Annotated in this window: 15 protein-coding genes; 11 read left to right on the top strand and 4 right to left on the bottom strand. The window is 59.0% G+C overall.

The features are described 5' to 3' along the window. The 6 genes from betI to ahpF all read left to right on the top strand — a co-directional run bounded on the left by betI (window position 1) and on the right by ahpF (window position 7,778). Entirely contained in the window at window positions 1–594 is a 594-nt protein-coding gene (gene betI / locus ACNSOI_RS19255) for a transcriptional regulator BetI (protein ID WP_420194811.1), read from the top strand. A 62-nt stretch (window positions 595–656) separates the two neighbouring features. Beyond that, entirely contained in the window at window positions 657–2,126 is a 1,470-nt protein-coding gene (gene betB / locus ACNSOI_RS19250; protein WP_420194810.1) for a betaine-aldehyde dehydrogenase, read from the top strand. A gap of 27 nt (window positions 2,127–2,153) precedes the next feature. Then, window positions 2,154–3,839, top strand: a complete 1,686-nt coding sequence (gene betA, locus ACNSOI_RS19245) for a choline dehydrogenase (RefSeq protein WP_420194809.1) — start codon at window positions 2,154–2,156, stop codon at window positions 3,837–3,839. A gap of 241 nt (window positions 3,840–4,080) precedes the next feature. Continuing rightward, the gene (locus ACNSOI_RS19240; protein WP_420194808.1) at window positions 4,081–5,298 is read left to right on the top strand and encodes a BCCT family transporter; all 1,218 of its coding nucleotides are present in this window, start codon (window positions 4,081–4,083) and stop codon (window positions 5,296–5,298) included. Between the two features lie 128 nt (window positions 5,299–5,426). Further along, window positions 5,427–5,990, top strand: a complete 564-nt coding sequence (gene ahpC, locus ACNSOI_RS19235; RefSeq protein WP_106693248.1) for an alkyl hydroperoxide reductase subunit C — start codon at window positions 5,427–5,429, stop codon at window positions 5,988–5,990. Window positions 5,991–6,212: 222 nt separating this feature from the next. After that, complete coding sequence (gene ahpF / locus ACNSOI_RS19230; RefSeq protein ID WP_420194807.1) at window positions 6,213–7,778, top strand: alkyl hydroperoxide reductase subunit F; 1,566 nt, start codon at window positions 6,213–6,215, stop codon at window positions 7,776–7,778. Between the two features lie 74 nt (window positions 7,779–7,852). Here ahpF and ACNSOI_RS19225 read toward each other — a convergent pair whose 3' ends face one another. Next, window positions 7,853–8,524, bottom strand: coding sequence for a transglutaminase-like domain-containing protein (locus tag ACNSOI_RS19225; RefSeq protein ID WP_420194806.1), 672 nt, complete (start codon window positions 8,522–8,524; stop codon window positions 7,853–7,855). Window positions 8,525–8,713: 189 nt separating this feature from the next. On the opposite strand from ACNSOI_RS19225, the gene ACNSOI_RS19220 reads away from it, so the two are divergent. Together ACNSOI_RS19220 and ACNSOI_RS19215 are read left to right on the top strand one after the other, a co-directional pair. Beyond that, window positions 8,714–9,868 (top strand): ABC transporter substrate-binding protein, encoded by a 1,155-nt coding sequence (locus ACNSOI_RS19220; protein WP_420194805.1) that lies wholly within the window; start codon window positions 8,714–8,716, stop codon window positions 9,866–9,868. A 49-nt stretch (window positions 9,869–9,917) separates the two neighbouring features. Further along, window positions 9,918–10,454: a YgjV family protein gene (locus tag ACNSOI_RS19215; protein ID WP_172972331.1), complete on the top strand. Its 537-nt coding sequence runs from the start codon at window positions 9,918–9,920 to the stop codon at window positions 10,452–10,454. A gap of 12 nt (window positions 10,455–10,466) precedes the next feature. Here the strand turns inward: ACNSOI_RS19215 and ACNSOI_RS19210 are convergent, their stop codons facing one another. Continuing rightward, window positions 10,467–11,336 (bottom strand): carbohydrate kinase family protein, encoded by an 870-nt coding sequence (locus ACNSOI_RS19210; protein ID WP_420194804.1) that lies wholly within the window; start codon window positions 11,334–11,336, stop codon window positions 10,467–10,469. 234 nt (window positions 11,337–11,570) lie between these two features. Here ACNSOI_RS19210 and ACNSOI_RS19205 point away from each other — a divergent pair, with 234 nt between their 5' ends. Then, the gene (locus ACNSOI_RS19205; RefSeq protein ID WP_420194803.1) at window positions 11,571–13,097 is read left to right on the top strand and encodes a flavin-containing monooxygenase; all 1,527 of its coding nucleotides are present in this window, start codon (window positions 11,571–11,573) and stop codon (window positions 13,095–13,097) included. Window position 13,098: 1 nt separating this feature from the next. Here ACNSOI_RS19205 and ACNSOI_RS19200 read toward each other — a convergent pair whose 3' ends face one another. After that, window positions 13,099–14,169, bottom strand: coding sequence for an SDR family oxidoreductase (locus tag ACNSOI_RS19200; protein WP_420194802.1), 1,071 nt, complete (start codon window positions 14,167–14,169; stop codon window positions 13,099–13,101). 79 nt (window positions 14,170–14,248) lie between these two features. On the opposite strand from ACNSOI_RS19200, the gene ACNSOI_RS19195 reads away from it, so the two are divergent. Together ACNSOI_RS19195 and ACNSOI_RS19190 are read left to right on the top strand one after the other, a co-directional pair. Next, window positions 14,249–14,617, top strand: a complete 369-nt coding sequence (locus ACNSOI_RS19195; protein WP_072675930.1) for a MerR family transcriptional regulator — start codon at window positions 14,249–14,251, stop codon at window positions 14,615–14,617. Between the two features lie 95 nt (window positions 14,618–14,712). Further along, complete coding sequence (locus ACNSOI_RS19190) at window positions 14,713–16,017, top strand: hypothetical protein (protein WP_420194801.1); 1,305 nt, start codon at window positions 14,713–14,715, stop codon at window positions 16,015–16,017. Between the two features lie 22 nt (window positions 16,018–16,039). On the opposite strand, the gene ACNSOI_RS19185 is transcribed toward ACNSOI_RS19190, so the two are convergent. Beyond that, entirely contained in the window at window positions 16,040–16,891 is an 852-nt protein-coding gene (locus ACNSOI_RS19185; RefSeq protein ID WP_152439463.1) for a TlpA disulfide reductase family protein, read from the bottom strand. Window positions 16,892–17,077 lie beyond the last annotated feature (186 nt).

Below are 17,077 nucleotides of genomic sequence, written 5' to 3'. Positions count from 1 at the left end.
ATGCCAAAAGTTGGAATCAAAGACACCCGTCGCCAGCAACTGATCGACGCCACCATGGAGTCCATTGCCGAGCTGGGCATGCAGAACACCACCATTGTCAGCATCAGCAAGCGGGCGGGGATGTCGTCCGGGATCATCAGCCATTACTTCGGGGGCAAGCAGGGGCTGATCGAGGCGGCCTTGCGTTACCTGCTGGATCAGCTCGGCAAGGAGCTGCGGGAGCGCATGGCGAAGACCGATCGTTCCCCGGCCCAGCGGCTGGATTGCATCATTGAGTCCAACTTTTCCGAGTTCCAGCGTTCGGCGCTGGCGGCGAAAACCTGGCTCAGCTTCTGGGCCCGTTCCATGCACGAGCCGGGGCTGAAGCGGCTGCAGCAGATCAACAACGCCCGGCTGTACAGCAACCTGCGCTACTCGTTTGTCCAGGTGTTGCCGCCGGAGCAGGCCACGGAAGCGGCCCGACAAACCGCAGCGATGATTGACGGCTTCTGGCTGCGCAGCGCCCTGAGCCTGGACCCGGCCGAAAGCTTTGAAGCCGGCGAGCGGCTTTGCAAGCAGTTTGTTCACGAGACACTGGCTCGGGCAACCGCCTGAGCCAACGCGAATTCCATGGCCCACAAGGCCTGAAGACACCGAATTGAGGTTACCAACCGCTTATGTCTGCATCTGTTCCTGTTGTTCAGAACTTTGTCCACGGCCGGTTTCTGGCCAACCGTTCCGGTGAGACCTTCCCGGTGGTGAATCCGGCCACCGGCCAGGTGATCTACCAGGTGGAAGTAGCGGATGAGGCGGTGCAGCAGGCCGCCATTGAAAGTGCCCGCGCCGGCTTTGCCCAGTGGGCGGCCACCCCGGCTATCGAGCGCAGCCGGATTCTGCTGAAAGCGGTAGCGCTGCTGCGCGAGCGCAATGACGAACTGGCAGCGGTGGAAGTACGCGACACCGGCAAACCCTGGCAGGAAGCGGAAGCGGTGGATGTGGTGACCGGTGCCGATGCCATCGAGTTCTTTGCCGGCCTGGCACCGTCCATCGAGGGAAACCAGCAGGATCTGGGCGGTGATTTTTATTACACCCGTCGGGAGCCGCTGGGGATCTGTGCCGGCATTGGCGCCTGGAACTACCCGATCCAGATTGCCTGCTGGAAGTCCGCGCCGGCCCTGGCCTGTGGCAACGCCATGATCTTCAAGCCGTCGGAAGAAACACCCATGGGCGCGGTGAAGCTGGCGGAAACCTTCATCGAGGCCGGCGTGCCAGCGGGCGTGTTCAACGTGGTGCAGGGCGCGGCCGAGGTGGGCCAGTGGCTGACCCATCATCCGGAGATTGCCAAGGTGTCGTTCACCGGCGAAGTGGCCACCGGCAAGAAGGTGATGGCGGCGGCTGCTTCGTCCCTGAAAGACGTGACCATGGAGCTGGGTGGCAAATCCCCGCTGATCATTTTCGACGATGCGGATCTGGAGAACGCCATTTCTGCGGCCATGGTGGGCAACTTCTACACCCAGGGTGAGATCTGTACCAACGGCACCCGGGTGTTTGTGCACGAAGACATCTACCCGCGTTTTATCGAGCGCCTGCTTGAGCGCACCCGCAAGAACATCAAAGCCGGTGACCCGATGAACCCTGCCACCAACTTTGGTGCCCTGATCTCCAAAAAGCATCAGGAGCTGGTATTGGGCTACATCAGCAAGGGCATTGCTGAAGGCGCCACCCTGAGCCACGGGGGCCGGGCGTTTGAGCCGGAGGATGCCAAAGGCGGCTACTTCGTGGAGCCCACCATTTTCACCGACTGCACCGACGACATGGCCATCGTGCGGGAAGAAATCTTCGGGCCGGTGATGTCGGTGCTGACCTTCCGCGATGAAGACGAGGTGATTGCCCGGGCCAACAATACCGATACCGGTCTGGCTGCCGGCGTGTTCACCAACGACATCCGCCGGGCGCACCGGGTGATTCACCAGATCCAGGCCGGTATTTGTTGGATCAACAGCTACGGCGCCTCGCCGGCGGAAATGCCGGTGGGCGGCTACAAACTCTCTGGCATTGGCCGGGAAAACGGGCGCGAGACCATTGCCCACTACACCCAGATCAAGTCCGTTTATATCGGGATGCAGGATCTGGACGCCCCGTTTTAAGCCCGCAGGCCACAGAGGAGAGCGCGTATGACAGAAAACCGATACGACTACATCATTGTGGGCGCGGGCTCGGCCGGCTGTGTGCTGGCCAACCGCCTCACCGAAGACGCCCGCCACAAGGTGCTGCTGCTGGAAACCGGCGGCAGCGACAAAAGCATCTTCATCCAGATGCCCACGGCCCTGTCCATTCCCATGAACACCAGGAAGTACGCCTGGCAGTTCGAGACCGAGCCGGAGCCGTATCTGGATAACCGCCGCATGCACTGCCCCCGGGGCAAGGTGCTCGGTGGCTCCTCGTCCATCAACGGCATGGTGTATGTGCGTGGCCACGCCCGGGATTTTGACGAATGGGATTCCGAGGGTGCCACAGGCTGGCATTACCAGAACGTACTGCCGTATTTCAAAAAGGCGGAGACCTGGGCCTTTGGCGGCGATGACTACCGGGGCGACACCGGCCCGCTGGGGGTCAACAACGGCAACAACATGCGTAACCCGCTGTACAAGGCGTTCATCAAGGCGGGTGTGGATGCCGGCTACCTGGAAACGGCGGATTACAACGGCGCCCAGCAGGAAGGCTTCGGTGCCATGCACATGACCGTGAAGAACGGTCGCCGCTGGTCCACCGCCAACGCCTACCTGCGCCCGGCCATGGCGCGACCGAACCTGACGGTGGTGACCCACGCCCTGGTCCATAAGGTCCTTCTTGAGGGCAAAACCGCCACCGGTGTGCGTTACGAGCAGGGCGGCAAGATGCACGAGGCCAATGCCGCTGAGGAAGTGATTTTGTCTGCCGGTTCCATAGGTTCACCCCATCTGCTGCAGTTGTCCGGCATCGGCAAACGAGAGGTGCTGGAACAGGCCGGTATTGAGGTCAAGCACGATCTGCCCGGCGTGGGTGAGAACCTGCAGGACCACCTGGAATTCTACTTCCAGTTCCGCTGCAAACAGCCGGTGTCGCTCAACGGCAAACTGGACTGGTGGAACAAGCTCAAGATCGGCGTGCGCTGGATTCTGCGCAAAGACGGGCTGGGCGCCACCAACCACTTCGAGTCCTGCGGTTTTATCCGCTCCAAGGCGGGTGTCGAGTGGCCGGACCTGCAATACCACTTCCTGCCGGCGGCCATGCGCTACGACGGTAAGGAAGCCTTTGATGGCGACGGATTCCAGCTGCACATCGGCCACAACAAGCCGAAAAGCCGGGGCTATGTTCGGGTTCAATCCGCCGATCCAAGACAGGCACCGACCATTCGCTTTAATTATCTGGAGCACGAAGCCGACCGGGAGGGTTTCCGGGACTGCGTGCGCCTGACCCGCGAGATCATCAACCAGCCCGCCATGGACGATTACCGGGGTGCGGAAATTCAGCCCGGCGTGGCTGTGCAGAGCGATGACGAAATCGATGCCTTTGTGCGCCAGGCGGTGGAGAGCGCCTACCATCCGTCCTGTTCGTGCAAGATGGGTACCGACGCAATGGCGGTAGTCGGGCCAGACACTCGTGTACACGGGCTCAATAATTTGCGGGTAGTGGATTCGTCCATCTTCCCGACCATACCCAATGGCAACCTGAATGCGCCCACCATCATGGTGGCCGAGCGGGCAGCCGACCTGATCCGGGGCAAGGAGCCCCTGCAACCTGAGGATGTGCCGGTCCATATGGATGACCAGTGGCAGGCACACCAACGACCGGGGCAAGCGAAACGGGTGCTGATCTAGCGCCCGAAGCCCCGGCCCCGGGGGCGCAACGCCTCCGGGGTTAGCAAACCATCAGGATTTCCCTATCAACGCGACGGCTGTGCTGGTCGTTTCCTGGGCGTCAGATAGGCAAGTCCTGGCCCGTAACGAGAAGAAAACGCGGGGGTTTGTGTCCGATTCGAATTAAGCAGCGCTTAAAAAGTAGAGGAGGAACACCCATGCTGTGCATTAAACTGAAAACAACCAACCGGAGGCTCAGCGCATGACACTCTGGTTATCCACAGGCCTGATCTTCACCTTCGCCGCCATTGCCCTGATTCTGTACAAATGGTGGGACGTACAGTGTATCGGCGTAACGCCGGTTCGCACCCTGACGTTCATTGCCATTCTGTTCACCTCGGGCCTGGATGTGGGGCTGATCATGTTCCCGCTGACGGAGTTTGGCAGTTATGCCGATCTTTCTGCCAGCCCGGAATACGGGTTCGCCAATCCCCTGGCCATTGAGTTTGGCTTCTGGGCGTTCCTGATCTGGGGCTTCTATTTCCTGACCTGTTTTTACTTCGCCATCATCGAGCCGAGGGTGAAGTTCTTCGAGATTCCGGTGGTGAAAATCATCAATAATGTGGTGATCATCGGTACCTGTGCCTTCACGGCGTACCTGTTGCTGGTGAACCTGCCCTGGTATCTGCCGCAGTTGGGCGACGGTGAAACCGTGATGCCAGCGTTCTATGTGATCGTGTTTGCGGCCATTGCCCTGGCCGTGTACTCCAGCTCCAAGATCAAGTATGTGCGGATTCTGAGTATCGGTTCCAGTGTGCTGTTCATTGCCCTGATTGCCGGCATGTGGCTGCGGGCCTTTGCCATGGGTAAGGGCTCACCGGCGGATTTCTTCGGCACCGCAGGCATGCTGGGGGAATACTTTACCAACATTCACCGATTTGCCCTGCCGATCAACGACTACCATGAGTTCTACCTGTTCTGGTGGTTCTCCTGGAGCATCATGATCGGCCAGTTCACCGCCCGTTTTGTCAGTGGCATCAAAACCTGGCAGTTGCTGATCGCCATGCTGGTGGTGCCGTCCATCGCTATCGGTGTGTGGTTCTCGGTGCTGTTCCACTACCACGCTGAGGGTCTGAAGATTGCGGCGATGACCAACCTGGCCATGATTTCGGTGGGGGTTCTGATGGTGGTGAACTCACTGGATTCGCTGATTCGGCTGTACACCGATAACCTGAACCTGACCGCCCGGCGTATGGGCCGAATGAACTACGTGATCGTGAATTTTGGCGTTATGGTGCTGCTGACCATGCTGTTCCAGCTGGATTTCCTTCGTATTCAATGGGTTGGAGCGCTGGTGATCGGCCTTTACTTCGCCTGTTTTGCCTACATTCTGGCGAACAAGCGGGCCGAGGTGGCGGCCATCAAATCGTCACCAAAAGAAAATATTCTGGATTTCCGAAAGATTGAACTTGCGGGATAAGGCCCCATAGATAGGTTAAGCCTATTCCGGGTTTGGAAATAATCAATTTTCACCCAGTGGGCCAAAGCCGTATCTTGTGCACCGTTTTCAAGCCTAAACCCAAATGAACCAACAGGAGTTATTCTGAGATGGGTATCATTAACAGCGAAATCAAACCGTTCAACGCCACCGCATTCAAGCAGGGCGAGTTTGTTGAAATCTCTGAAGCAGACGTGAAAGGCAAGTGGGCCATTTTCTTCTTCTACCCGGCCGACTTCACCTTCGTTTGCCCGACCGAACTGGGCGATGTCGCTGACAAGTACGAAGAGCTGCAGAAGCTGGGCGTTGAAGTGTTCTCTGTGTCTACCGACACCCACTTCACCCACAAAGCATGGCACGACACTTCCGACACCATCGGCAAGATCAACTACTACATGGTAGGCGACCAGACCGGCACCATCACCAACAACTTCGGTGTGATGCGTGAAGGCCAGGGCCTGGCAGACCGCGCTACTTTCCTGATCGATCCGGATGGCGTTATCCAGGCGATGGAAATCACTGCTGAAGGCATCGGCCGTGACGCAGACGACCTGCTGCGCAAGGTGAAGGCTGCCCAGTATGTTCGTAACCATCCTGGCGAAGTTTGCCCGGCCAAGTGGAAAGAAGGCGAAGAAACTCTGGCTCCGTCTCTGGACCTGGTTGGCAAGATCTAAGTTTCCCTTTTCGGGTGAAACTTGCAAGAAGGCCCGCACAGCGGGCCTTTTTTGTATCTATCAATCGACTTTATGGAATCGTATAGGTCTGAGCTATCAGATGGGTTGGGTCAATCAATTTGAGAAGGTCCCGGCTTGCCCTTATCGTACCTGCAACTTCAGATAACGATTCATTTTTGAATTCAGACAGTTAGTTTCACGACATAAAGGGGAATACCGAACATGTTGGACGCCAATATCAAAGGACAGTTGAAGGCCTACATGGAAAAGCTGCAGCAGCCGATTGAGCTGGTGGCAGCCTACGACGACAGCAAAAAGTCCCAGGAGCTGAAGCAGCTGCTGGAAGAAATCGAGCCGATGTCCGAGAAAATCAGCCTGCGGACTGAAGATTCGGCTGATGTGCGCCGTCCGTCGTTTGCCATCAACCGTGTGGGCACTGACATTGGCGTGCGTTTCGCCGGTATTCCCATGGGCCACGAGTTTACCTCTCTGGTCCTTGCGCTGTTGCAGGTGGGCGGCCACCCGTCCAAAGCTTCCCAGGAAGTGATTCAGCAAATCCAGGAACTGGACGGTGAGTTCGAGTTCGAAACCTATTTCTCCCTGTCCTGCCAGAACTGCCCGGATGTCGTCCAGGCGTTTAACCTGATGAGTGTGCTGAACCCGAACATCAAGCACACGTCCATCGATGGCGCCCTGTTCCAGGACGAAGTCGAGCAGCGTGAAGTGATGGCGGTGCCCAGCGTGTACCTGAATGGCCAGCCCTGGGGCCAGGGCCGGATGACGCTGGAAGAAGTTGTGGCCAAGCTGGACACCAACTCCGCCGAGAAAGAAGCCAAGAAGATCAACCAGAAAGACGCCTTTGAGGTGCTGGTGATTGGCGGTGGCCCGGCGGGTTCTGCAGCAGCCATCTACGCCGCCCGTAAGGGGATTTCCACCGGGATTGCGGCCGAGCGGTTTGGTGGCCAGGTAGCTGACACCATGGGTATCGAAAACCTGATCTCCGTGCCTTACACCGAAGGCCCGAAGCTGGTGGCGGCCATGGAACAGCACGTTAACGAATACGAAGTCGACATCATGAACATGCAGCGCGCGGAGAAGCTGATTCCGGCGGCACAGACCGGTGGCCTGCACGAAGTGAAGCTGGAGAACGGCGGTTCCCTGAAAGCCCGCACGGTGATTCTGTCTACCGGTGCCCGCTGGCGCCAGATGGGCGTGCCGGGTGAGGAAGAGTACCGCAACAAGGGCGTGGCCTACTGCCCGCACTGTGATGGTCCGCTGTTCAAAGGCAAGCGCGTGGCGGTGATTGGTGGTGGTAACTCCGGCGTGGAAGCGGCGATCGACCTGGCCGGTATAGTTGGCCACGTAACCTTGATTGAGTTCGGTGAGCAGATGCGTGCCGACGACGTGCTGCAGAAGAAACTGCGCAGTCTGAAGAATGTCGAAATCATCACCTCTGGCCAGACCACCGAGATTACCGGTGAGAACGGCAAGGTGAATGGCCTGACCTACACCGACCGCAACACCGGTGAGTCACACCACGTGGCGCTGGAAGGCGTATTCGTGCAGATCGGCCTGGTGCCGAACACCGAGTGGCTGAAAGGTGATATCGAGCTGAGCCAGCACGGTGAGATCATCGTAAATGATCGTAACGAGACCTCGATTCCGGGTGTTTTCGCTGCGGGCGACGCCACCACGGTGCCGTACAAGCAGATCGTGATTTCGATGGGTGAGGGCTCCAAGGCCGCCCTGAGCGCTTTCGACTTCCTGATCCGTAATTCAGCCGAGTAAGTTGTTCACCCAAGCCTGACCATTCAGGCTGACCCCTGTAGCCGGCGCCCACGGGAAGTGGGTGGCCGGTTTTTTTATGGGTTGCTGGTGACGTCCTGCTCCAGGCTGCCATCAACGCGGGCGGGTTTTCCGTCGGCCTCAAACAGATGGCCGTACGCTGAACGGACCCCGTCAACGATAAAGTCAAAGGGCACGTCATCGAACACGCCGTGGTCGTTGATGTATTCCATATGGGCCTGGCCGTCTTCGGTGAACTCCTGGAACACGGAATCGTTCACGCCATCAAACTCCAGCGGTTCTACTTTCATCAGCGCGCAAAGCTGCTTGTTAAAGGCGGGGGTGGCTTTAACCCATTGGCCGTTCAGGTACAGTTCGATAAAGCCATGCATCCGGAAAATATCGGAGCGCAGCCACTCGATCAGCTTGGGGCTGGACAGGTGATTGCGCACATCGGCCAGGCCCAGACGGCTGGGAATGCCGATATAGCGTGCGGCGGCGCCGAGCAGGACCGCTTTGGGAATGCAGTAGCTCTCGCGGGATTCCAGCGCGTAGCTGGCAGACAGGGTGTTTGGGTCGGTCTGGAACACATAAGGGTTGTACTGGACGCTGTCACGGACCGCCAGGTACAACGCCTTGACCTGCTCTACCGGTTCATTGGGCACACCCTCAAGTTGCTGGTCAATCCAGGCTTTGACTTCCGGCTTGTCGTAATCGAAGAACTCGGTGGGCTTGAGGTAGTTTTCCATGGTGATCTTCCGGCATTGGCGCATGATTGACCGATGATCTCTCGGTTAGCAAGCTATGGGCAATGACTTTATCCGCCAATTCGGCTGACCTTCAGTACCGGTTGTGATCGAGTTGGTGTTCTCCGGGGCTCGTATGTTGGAATGTTCGTTATACTGAACGACCAGAAACGCCAATGGTTAGGGAATTACATGGCATTACGCGCGGTCCTGCTGATCAGTCTCATTGTTTGCTCTTTTATGCGGGTTGCCGATGCCGGCACACGGCCAAGTGTGGCGTTCCTGTCACCAGACGATTCCCGTTTCTGGCTGATGGTGGCGGGGTTTATGGAGCAGGTTGCGGCTGATCTGGATGTTGACCTCGAGATTCAGTTCGATACTGACAGGCACCGCTTCAGCTACTTGCGCATGGCTCAGCAAATCGTCACCGCTGAGGAGAAGCCGGATTACCTGATCATCATGTGCAAAGAGCTGGTCACCACTCAGATACTGGAGCTGGCCCACGGGCAGGGTGTGAAAGTCTTCTCGTTCAATACCGATGTGCCCGAGGCAACAAGGGTTGCGGTGGGTATGCCCAGGGAGACGCTGGACAGCTGGATTGGCCATGTGGTGCCGGACAACGTGGAGGCCGGCCGAACCTTGGCCAAATTGTTGGAACGTCGGGCGGTGGAACGTGGTTTGGTTGAGGCCGGGGAGCCGGTGCCGATGGTGGCGTTGACCGGAACGCAGGATTCTTCCGCTGCCAGGGATCGAAACCAGGGTTTGCTGAACGCCACCAGTATCGGTAATGGCCAGCTCTTGCAGTTGGTGCTCGCTGAGTGGAGTGAGCAGCAGGCCAGCGAAAAAATGTCGGTGTTGTTCCGGCGCTATCCGCAAACCACCGCGATCTGGAATGCCAGTGATGGAATGGCGCTTGGCGCCATTGAAGCCGCCAGAAACGCTGGCCGGACGCCCGGCGAGGATGTGATTGTTGGCGGTGTGGACTGGGAGCCCAGGGCGTTAGAGGCCATTCGTCGGGGCGATTTGACGGTGAGCCTTGGTCGCCATTTTATGGGGGGAGGCCTCGCGTTATTGCTGGTTCACGATTACCACCACGGTTACGACTTTGCTGGCGGGCAGGGGTCGGCGGCCTTACGCTACCAGTTTGAGCCAGCGACAGCCGACAATGTGCATTTGGTCGAACGAATGCTGGCGCCGGAAAATTGGAAGGCCCTCGATTTCAGGCAATTCAGTCGGGCGCTCAATCCGCAGCTGAGAGAGCAGGACTTCAGCGCTGAGCAATTAATGGATCAGTTTTCGTCCGGGCTTATCCAGCTGGGTGGTGGTAACCAGCTGGTTCGCCAATAGGGCCCGCCCTCCTTGTTCTGGGCTACACGGAATTCCTATGCCGGAATTTATGACCTCACTCAGCCTTACCGATAGCCTCGGCCAGTTGTTTGGTCTGGTCGCTCTGGCCTTCTGCATTGCCGGCTTCGCCAACAAGAACGACGACCGGCTGATGGTGCTACTGATCTCCGCCAACGTCGCCTTCGCCCTGATGTTTGCCTTCTTTGAAAGCTGGACCGCTGCCGCGTTGACGGTGCTGGTGATTGTGCGCATCGCCCTGGCCAGGAAGTATCAGGGCAACTGGGCGATCTTGGCGGCGATGTTGACGGTTAATGCCCTGGTGGCCTGGGCGACCTGGCGAACTGCGACCGATGTATTCCCGCTGGCGGCGGCCGTACTGGGCACCATCGGCATGTTCCTGCTCAGGGGCATTCCACTGCGCATTGTGCTGGGGCTGGCGGCGTTCTGCTGGATGCTGAATAACATTGTGATTGGTTCTGTTGGAGGCACCTTGGCTGAGGGCATGGTGCTGGTCACCAACATCATTACGATCATCCGGCTGTACCAGTTGCAGAAGAAGTATCCGGATTTCAGGCCTGGAGATTGAACGCAGCGTGGCTCAGGCCAGTGCTTCCGGGGTCAGTCTGTTGCTCACAAGGTCCTGGCTGGTTACGCACAAGGCTCCAGCCATTGCGCCGGCACGAAGGCACGTCTTCAGGTTTCCGCCCTGCAGGTAACGGTGTAGAAAGCCGCTGAAAAAGGCATCGCCGGCACCGTTGGTATCAATCACGTCAGGCACCCTGATAGCCGCCTGCTCCAGCCATTTTCCGTCGCTGCTCAGAAGGGTGGCTCCGGCGGAACCGTGGGTGCAAACCACAAACGATTTACCACCTCGAATCAGCTGCTCCATGGTGCGCCGGTAATCCGGGAGTTTGTCACTGGCCAGGAAGATGACGTCCGCGGCGTCAATGAACGGTTGATGGTATGAGTCCGAACCATCGTAGTCGTGAAGGTCTGTCCAAACCGGCCGGCCGGATTCGCGCAGCCAGCCCAGAGCGGGTTTGACGTAAGCAAGGATGTTGGCCACTACCAGGTCGGTTTCGGGCAGCCGCTTCTGCACCGGCTGCCAGTCTACGGTTTCTGGCTCGGCGGGTGGCTGCACGAACAGTGAGATGCGCTCGCCGGCGGCGGTCATCAGGTTGACGTGTTGTTCCGTTGAGGTGTCGGTGGTCTCCACAAGCAAGCGTATTCCGGGCTTTGCCAACTGCTGGCGGATCGTCTCTGCTTCTGCATCCCGGCCCAGCAACGTGTGCAGGATTATCCGATGCCCCAGGGCGGCCAGATTCAGGCTTTTGCCGGCGCCGGTGCTGCCCACACTTCGATATGCCCGTTGAGGCCAGATGGTCTGGGGTACCGGTGCGGGAAGTTGGTTCAGGTGGATGATGGTATCGAGCGACGTTCCGCCAAGGATCATTATGGATGATGGCATGTGGGGGCCCCGGTGGATGAATTCGACCCAGTTTAAGCGGCTGATTCCTGGCGTGCCTCATTCCGGCCCCTCAACCCTGAAGTTCAAGCTGGGGGAGGATGCCCGAACAGCGACTGACTCAAACAACCATGATTTCGGACCTTGATGGCCAATTTCCGGGTGCACTACGCTGGGCTATCGTGATCGGACTGACGTGACCAACAATAAACGGATCCGAATCCGAGGGAGCAGGTTATGGGTAAGCAACACTATGACGTCCTGATCATTGGCGCCGGGGTTTCCGGCATTGGCATGGCCTGCCATCTGAAACGGGAATGTCCCGGTAAGCGCTTCGCCATTCTGGAGCGCAGACAGTCTCTGGGCGGTACCTGGGATCTGTTCCGTTACCCCGGCATTCGCTCCGATTCCGACATGTTCACCTTTGGCTACAACTTCCGGCCCTGGACCGGTGGCAAGGTGTTGGCCGATGGTGCTTCTATCAAGCAGTACGTGGCCGACACCGCCCGGGAAAACGATGTGGAACGGAACATCCGCTACGGTGTGGCGGTAAAGACAGCGGACTGGTCCAGTGAGGAAAAATGCTGGAAGCTGACGGCGGAGAACGAAAAAACCGGCGAAGCGGAGACCTACACGGCCAGCTTCCTGGTGGGCTGCACTGGTTACTACAACTACGATCAGGGCTACAAGCCCGATTTCCCAGGCGAGAAAGACTTCAAGGGCCAGGTGGTGCACCCGCAGCACTGGCCGGAGAACCTGGATTACACCGGCAAGAGGGTGGTGGTGATTGGCAGTGGGGCGACCGCCATTACTCTGGTGCCCACCATGGCGGAAAAAGCGGCCCATGTCACCATGCTGCAGCGTTCGCCCACCTATCTGATGCCGTTGCCGTCGACCGACAAGGTTACCCTGGCGCTGCAGAAGGTATTGCCGGAGAAAGCCGCCTATCGGCTGACCCGGGCCCGAAATATCTCGATTTCGCGCCTGCTCTACGAGCGTTCCCGCAAGAGCCCGAAGGCCATGCGCCGGTTGTTCCTGTCGGTGATTAAGCGCCAGTTGAAGGGCAAGGCGGATATGCGCCACTTTACCCCTGACTACAACCCCTGGGATCAGCGCCTGTGCGTGGTGAAAGACGGCGACCTGTTTGATGCCATCAAGGCGGGTACTGCCTCGATCAAAACCGACCATATTGAACGCTTCACCGACACCGGCATTCGCCTGAAATCCGGCGAGGAGCTGGAAGCGGATATCATCATTCCGGCCACCGGCCTGGATATCCAGATGCTGGGCGGCATCCAGCCCACCGTGGATGGCCAGGGCGTGGTGTTGAAGGAAAAGGTGATCTACAAGAACGTGATGGTGGAGGGCATGCCCAATTCCGCCATGATCTTCGGGTACACCAACATCTCCTGGACCCTCAAGGCCGATATTGCCAGTGAATACCTGTGCCGTTTGATCAACCATATGGACCGCAAGGGATATCAGGTGGTGGTGCCGCGAGACACCGAAAACAGCCTGGGCAACGACACCATTCTGGGCTCGCTGGATGCCGGTTACATCAAGCGTGCCGAAGACCGGCTGCCGCGCCAGGGCACTCACGGGCCCTGGAAGGCGTCCCAGAATTACCTGCAGGATGTGAAAATCCTGCGCTTCGAACCCATCGAAGACGGCTACCTGGAGTTTGATGGCCGGCGCAGCCAGCAGGCCAGCCCGGAGAAGGCGGGCTTCCTGAAACCGCTGCGCTCGGCGTTGTTCGGGGCCTGAGTCAGGCTCCGTGGGTTGTCAGCTTCCCGGAGCCAACCTCACTCTTCAGGTAGTGACGGCAGCTTGATTCGAGATATTGCCGGAACGGGGGCAGAGTCACCTGCTGTTGTGCCAGAAATCGCTCTGTCACGGTTGTATCGAATCGGCAGGTCTGAATAAAGGCCAGCGATTCCGGGGCAACCTTCAGCAGGCCGGGCAGGCCCGGAATGGTCAGCAACGCTTTCATCACGCCGATCGGAAGATGCCTGCGGGGCCCCGGCTTGCCCAGAGAGTGCGCCGCTGCCTGTAAAAGCGCTGCCAGGTTTGGCGTGTTCTGGTCCAGCGCCAACAGCGTGTCGGGCACATGATTGGCCACGCAGGCTGCCGCAATCACTTGGGCCAGGCTGTCCACCGGAATCAAAGGCAACCAGTGCTCGGGCGACCCCGGGATCATGGCCAGTCGTCCGTGGTAGAGGTTTTCCAGTAAACCATACAGCGGTTGGGCCGGGTCGAGTTCCCCGGTTGAACAGTGGCCGGCAACGGTCGCCGGCTGTACCTCGACCGCATCCATGCCCTGTCTTGCGACGAATTCCCGCAACCGGAAGGCGGATTCCAGTTTGCTGGCCTCATAACCACCGGCCCGCCGGTACACCTGGCTCCAGTCAGTCTGCTCCGGATGGCTCCGATTGATTCCAAGCCGTGACAGATGCCCGGTGTTTGCCAGCATGAAGCCACTGATAAACACCAATCGGCAGCGCAGTTGACGGGCCAGCTCCGCCACCCGGAGGCTGCCGGTAACGTTGGTGTGCCGGGCCTCCTGCTCGGGCAGGTTCCAGGCGAACCGGGCGGCCAGGTGCACAAGGCATTCGATCCGGTCCGGCAAGGCGACCAGCCCCAGATCAGGCTTTTCGAGGTCGCCTTCCAGTGCGGAAAACCGCTCCATGGTGGCGCCCTGTTGTTGAAGAAAGCCGGTGAGCTGGTTCAGGCTGGATTTGGAGCGGATCAGTGCCTGGACTTCATGCCCCTGCTGCAACAGGGTGAGGCACAGGTATTTGCCAATAAAACCGTTGGCGCCGGTGATCAGGATGGTCATGGTGCGTTCCTTGTTCATTGAGCCGAACGCAGCCTAAAGTATGGAGTATGCTCCAGGGTCAACAGGGAGAGTGCTTGGCATGAGAATATCGGAACTGGAACGGCGCACTGGCGTGAGCCGCGATACGTTGCGCTACTATGAAAAGCAGGGTTTGATTCGCGAGGTCGGCCGCAGCGGCAACAATTATCGGGATTATCCGGAGCAGGCTGTAGCACGCGTATCGATGGTACGGCAGCTCAAGAGACTGGGCTTTTCGTTGAGTGAAATCCGCGAGTTGCTGGATGCCGTTCGTTCAGACCGGATCGACTGTCTGCAGGGCGCGGCGGTAATGGCGCGCAAGGGGGCCCTGGTGGATGCCCGGATTGCCGAGTTAACGGCGGTCAGAGAACTTTTGAAACAGGAGCAGGCTCGCCTGGAGGCCAGTGCCCGGGAGCATGGGCTGGCTTGATGGCCATCCTCATAATTGCTGATAGCGCGGTGAAGGTAGCTTCCTTAACATAGATCGTCTTTTCAGGTTCCTTTGATCTGTTCGGGAAGACGGTCGTGCTGCCACTTCGCTCCGCGTTAGCCTATGTTGCTTTACTCTCTGCTGTTCTGGCGACTCTGCCGGGTATGGCATTTCTGGGTGCGGTGGCGGTGAGCCTGGCGGTCAGTCTTGGCTGGCAGAACATGCGCCGGGTGCCTCGTGCGGTCTTTGCGGTGGCGGTGCTGGCGATGGCCTTTGCTTTTGGCCGTGACCCCGGATTGGTGGAAGGGGCGGCCGGGAACATGACCCGTTTGGCCGGGCTGATTCTGTCGGTGATGTTGTTGTCGTCGGTATTGGCCGGTTCCCGGGATCTGCAGCGAATCTCCAGCAGTCTGTTCAGCGGCAAGCCGGGTACCCGGTATGCGAGCCTGGCGTTCGGCACGGCGCTGGTGTCGGTACCACTCAACTTCGGCTCCGTGGCGGTAGTTGGTAGCCTGATCTCCGAGCGAATCCGCCGTTCCGGCGATTCGGCGGCCACCCGCAACAGCACCCGGGCGGTGCTCCGGGGCTTTGGCGTATCACCAATCTGGTCTCCGTTATCCATCTCCGTAGCACTGACATTGACGCTTCTGCCCACCCTTGGCGGTGCTCAGCTCATTGGCCTTTCACTGCCGTTCGCCATGCTGGTGCTTCTGGCGGGTTTTCTCTGGCGCGAGCCGGAACCGCAGCCTGAAACGGGCGTAGCCGCAGACACCGCCGGGGCTGCAGCCTGGTTACGGTTTGGCGGGATTATCCTGGGTATCTGTATCGGAGTATTCCTGTTCAGCCATGTCTATGAATTCAGTTACGCCCGTTCGGTTACCCTGAGCTGCCTGGCGGCGGTCATCATCGGCTGGGCGCTGTCCTTGGCTGGCGGCCACAGGCCCAGACCACCGACAATGGCCAATGTCAGTAATGAACTGGCTATTGTGGGTGGTTCTGCTTTTATTGGTTCGGTGATCAGTGCGGTGGTGCTGGGGCAGGTGGCCGGCGATATGGGCTTGCCTGGCTGGGCGTGGCCGGTACTGGCGGCACTGGTGCCCTGGAGTTTCTTTCTGGCCGGGCTGGCCGGCGCCAACCCGATCCTCACCGGTACCTTGATTGGCGGTATCCTCGGGCCTGCGTGGCCACTTGGCGCCGTGCTGGGGTTGGGCTTTGCCATGGTCACCGGATGGGGGATCACGGCGTTCGGCACCCCGTTTGCGGCCAATGCCCTGATCATGGAACGGCTGACAGGTTATCGCGCCCGGGATGCGTCTTTGCAGTGGAGCCTGGCGTTGTCGTTAATTGCGTTGTCCGCCGCCAGTGCTATTGCCGCTGGCCTGACGGTCTGGCTGGCCTGATCTGTTTTCTCAATCCGTGGCTTTATTCTGCGTATCCGACCGCTTCGTCATACGCCACCAGGAATTGCGGATCGAAACGCTCCAGCGATCGGGCCAGGCTGGCACGGGACAGTTCGCCCATGTGGCTGTCCACCAGGTTGCCTTCAGCGTTGTAGAACAGGGTGGTGGGCAGGCCGTGGCTGCCGGTCACCCGGCCGAACTGGCCCTGCCGGTCGCTCAGCACATGGTGTAAATTCAGCTTCTGTTCAGACAGGAATCGCTGGATGGTTTCCGGGTGCTCGCCCTGGTTGGCGAAAACGAAATTGATACCGGGGTAGCGCTTCTGGGCCTCTTCCAGCACCGGCATTTCCCGGATACAGGGCGGGCACCAGGTGGCCCAGAGGTTTACAACGGTGGGCTGGCCATTGGCGATCGCGCTCAAATCGACCGGTTGCTCGTTGAGGTCGGTCAGGGCCACCTCGGGCAGGCCTTTGAGTTGCTGGTTGATCAGCTGAATGGCGCCGCCAGTCAGGCCCCAGGTCAGCAGGCCGGCCGCCATGGCCGTGCCCAACGCCCGGCGGCTGCTGGCCCGGCGCCACATCAGGAAGCCGGCAAACACGAGTGCTGCGACCAGGCCTGTGACCATATCAAAGCCACCGTCGCGGATATCAATCATGCCCAGCCAGTCGCCCTGGTAGTGCTCGTAATAGCGAATCACGAACCCGATGCGGGCACTGAGCATGGCGACCACGAAGATATCCGCCAGAGTGCCGGCGATGGGTGTTCCATGTTTGCGGCCGGTGATGCCCCCGACAATCAGGGCAACAATAAAAGCCAGGACCAGCAACAGGTGCCCGATGGAAAAACTGACAGGGCCAACGCCAACACTGAGCATGGTATCTCCGGATTCCGAAAGGTTTTTAAATGCGCACGGCAGCTAGTGACCGGTGGCCTTTGGGAGAGTTCCGTTTCTCCGCCAGAAAATACAAGCCTGCTAATCAAAACCACCTATAGCTATTTCACCAGCCCTCTGTTACCGTGCCTGCATCCTGCCTCTAGGGATTCCGCAGTTTCTGGCTCT

Origin of the sequence: Marinobacter sp. GH_1 (genome assembly GCF_048595985.1) — a bacterium.
GTDB lineage: Bacteria > Pseudomonadota > Gammaproteobacteria > Pseudomonadales > Oleiphilaceae > Marinobacter > Marinobacter shengliensis.
The sequence above is the reverse complement of the archived record's forward strand: the minus strand, read 5'-3'. Positions and strand labels throughout refer to the sequence as shown.

Coding starts and splice junctions, on each gene's coding strand:
- betI (WP_420194811.1), top strand. CDS start 1: ATGCCAAAAGTTGGAATCAAAGACACCCGTCGCCAGCAACTGATCGAC.
- betB (WP_420194810.1), top strand. CDS start 657: ATGTCTGCATCTGTTCCTGTTGTTCAGAACTTTGTCCACGGCCGGTTT.
- betA (WP_420194809.1), top strand. CDS start 2,154: ATGACAGAAAACCGATACGACTACATCATTGTGGGCGCGGGCTCGGCC.
- ACNSOI_RS19240 (WP_420194808.1), top strand. CDS start 4,081: ATGACACTCTGGTTATCCACAGGCCTGATCTTCACCTTCGCCGCCATT.
- ahpC (WP_106693248.1), top strand. CDS start 5,427: ATGGGTATCATTAACAGCGAAATCAAACCGTTCAACGCCACCGCATTC.
- ahpF (WP_420194807.1), top strand. CDS start 6,213: ATGTTGGACGCCAATATCAAAGGACAGTTGAAGGCCTACATGGAAAAG.
- ACNSOI_RS19225 (WP_420194806.1), bottom strand. CDS start 8,524: ATGGAAAACTACCTCAAGCCCACCGAGTTCTTCGATTACGACAAGCCG.
- ACNSOI_RS19220 (WP_420194805.1), top strand. CDS start 8,714: ATGGCATTACGCGCGGTCCTGCTGATCAGTCTCATTGTTTGCTCTTTT.
- ACNSOI_RS19215 (WP_172972331.1), top strand. CDS start 9,918: ATGACCTCACTCAGCCTTACCGATAGCCTCGGCCAGTTGTTTGGTCTG.
- ACNSOI_RS19210 (WP_420194804.1), bottom strand. CDS start 11,336: ATGCCATCATCCATAATGATCCTTGGCGGAACGTCGCTCGATACCATC.
- ACNSOI_RS19205 (WP_420194803.1), top strand. CDS start 11,571: ATGGGTAAGCAACACTATGACGTCCTGATCATTGGCGCCGGGGTTTCC.
- ACNSOI_RS19200 (WP_420194802.1), bottom strand. CDS start 14,169: ATGACCATCCTGATCACCGGCGCCAACGGTTTTATTGGCAAATACCTG.
- ACNSOI_RS19195 (WP_072675930.1), top strand. CDS start 14,249: ATGAGAATATCGGAACTGGAACGGCGCACTGGCGTGAGCCGCGATACG.
- ACNSOI_RS19185 (WP_152439463.1), bottom strand. CDS start 16,891: ATGCTCAGTGTTGGCGTTGGCCCTGTCAGTTTTTCCATCGGGCACCTG.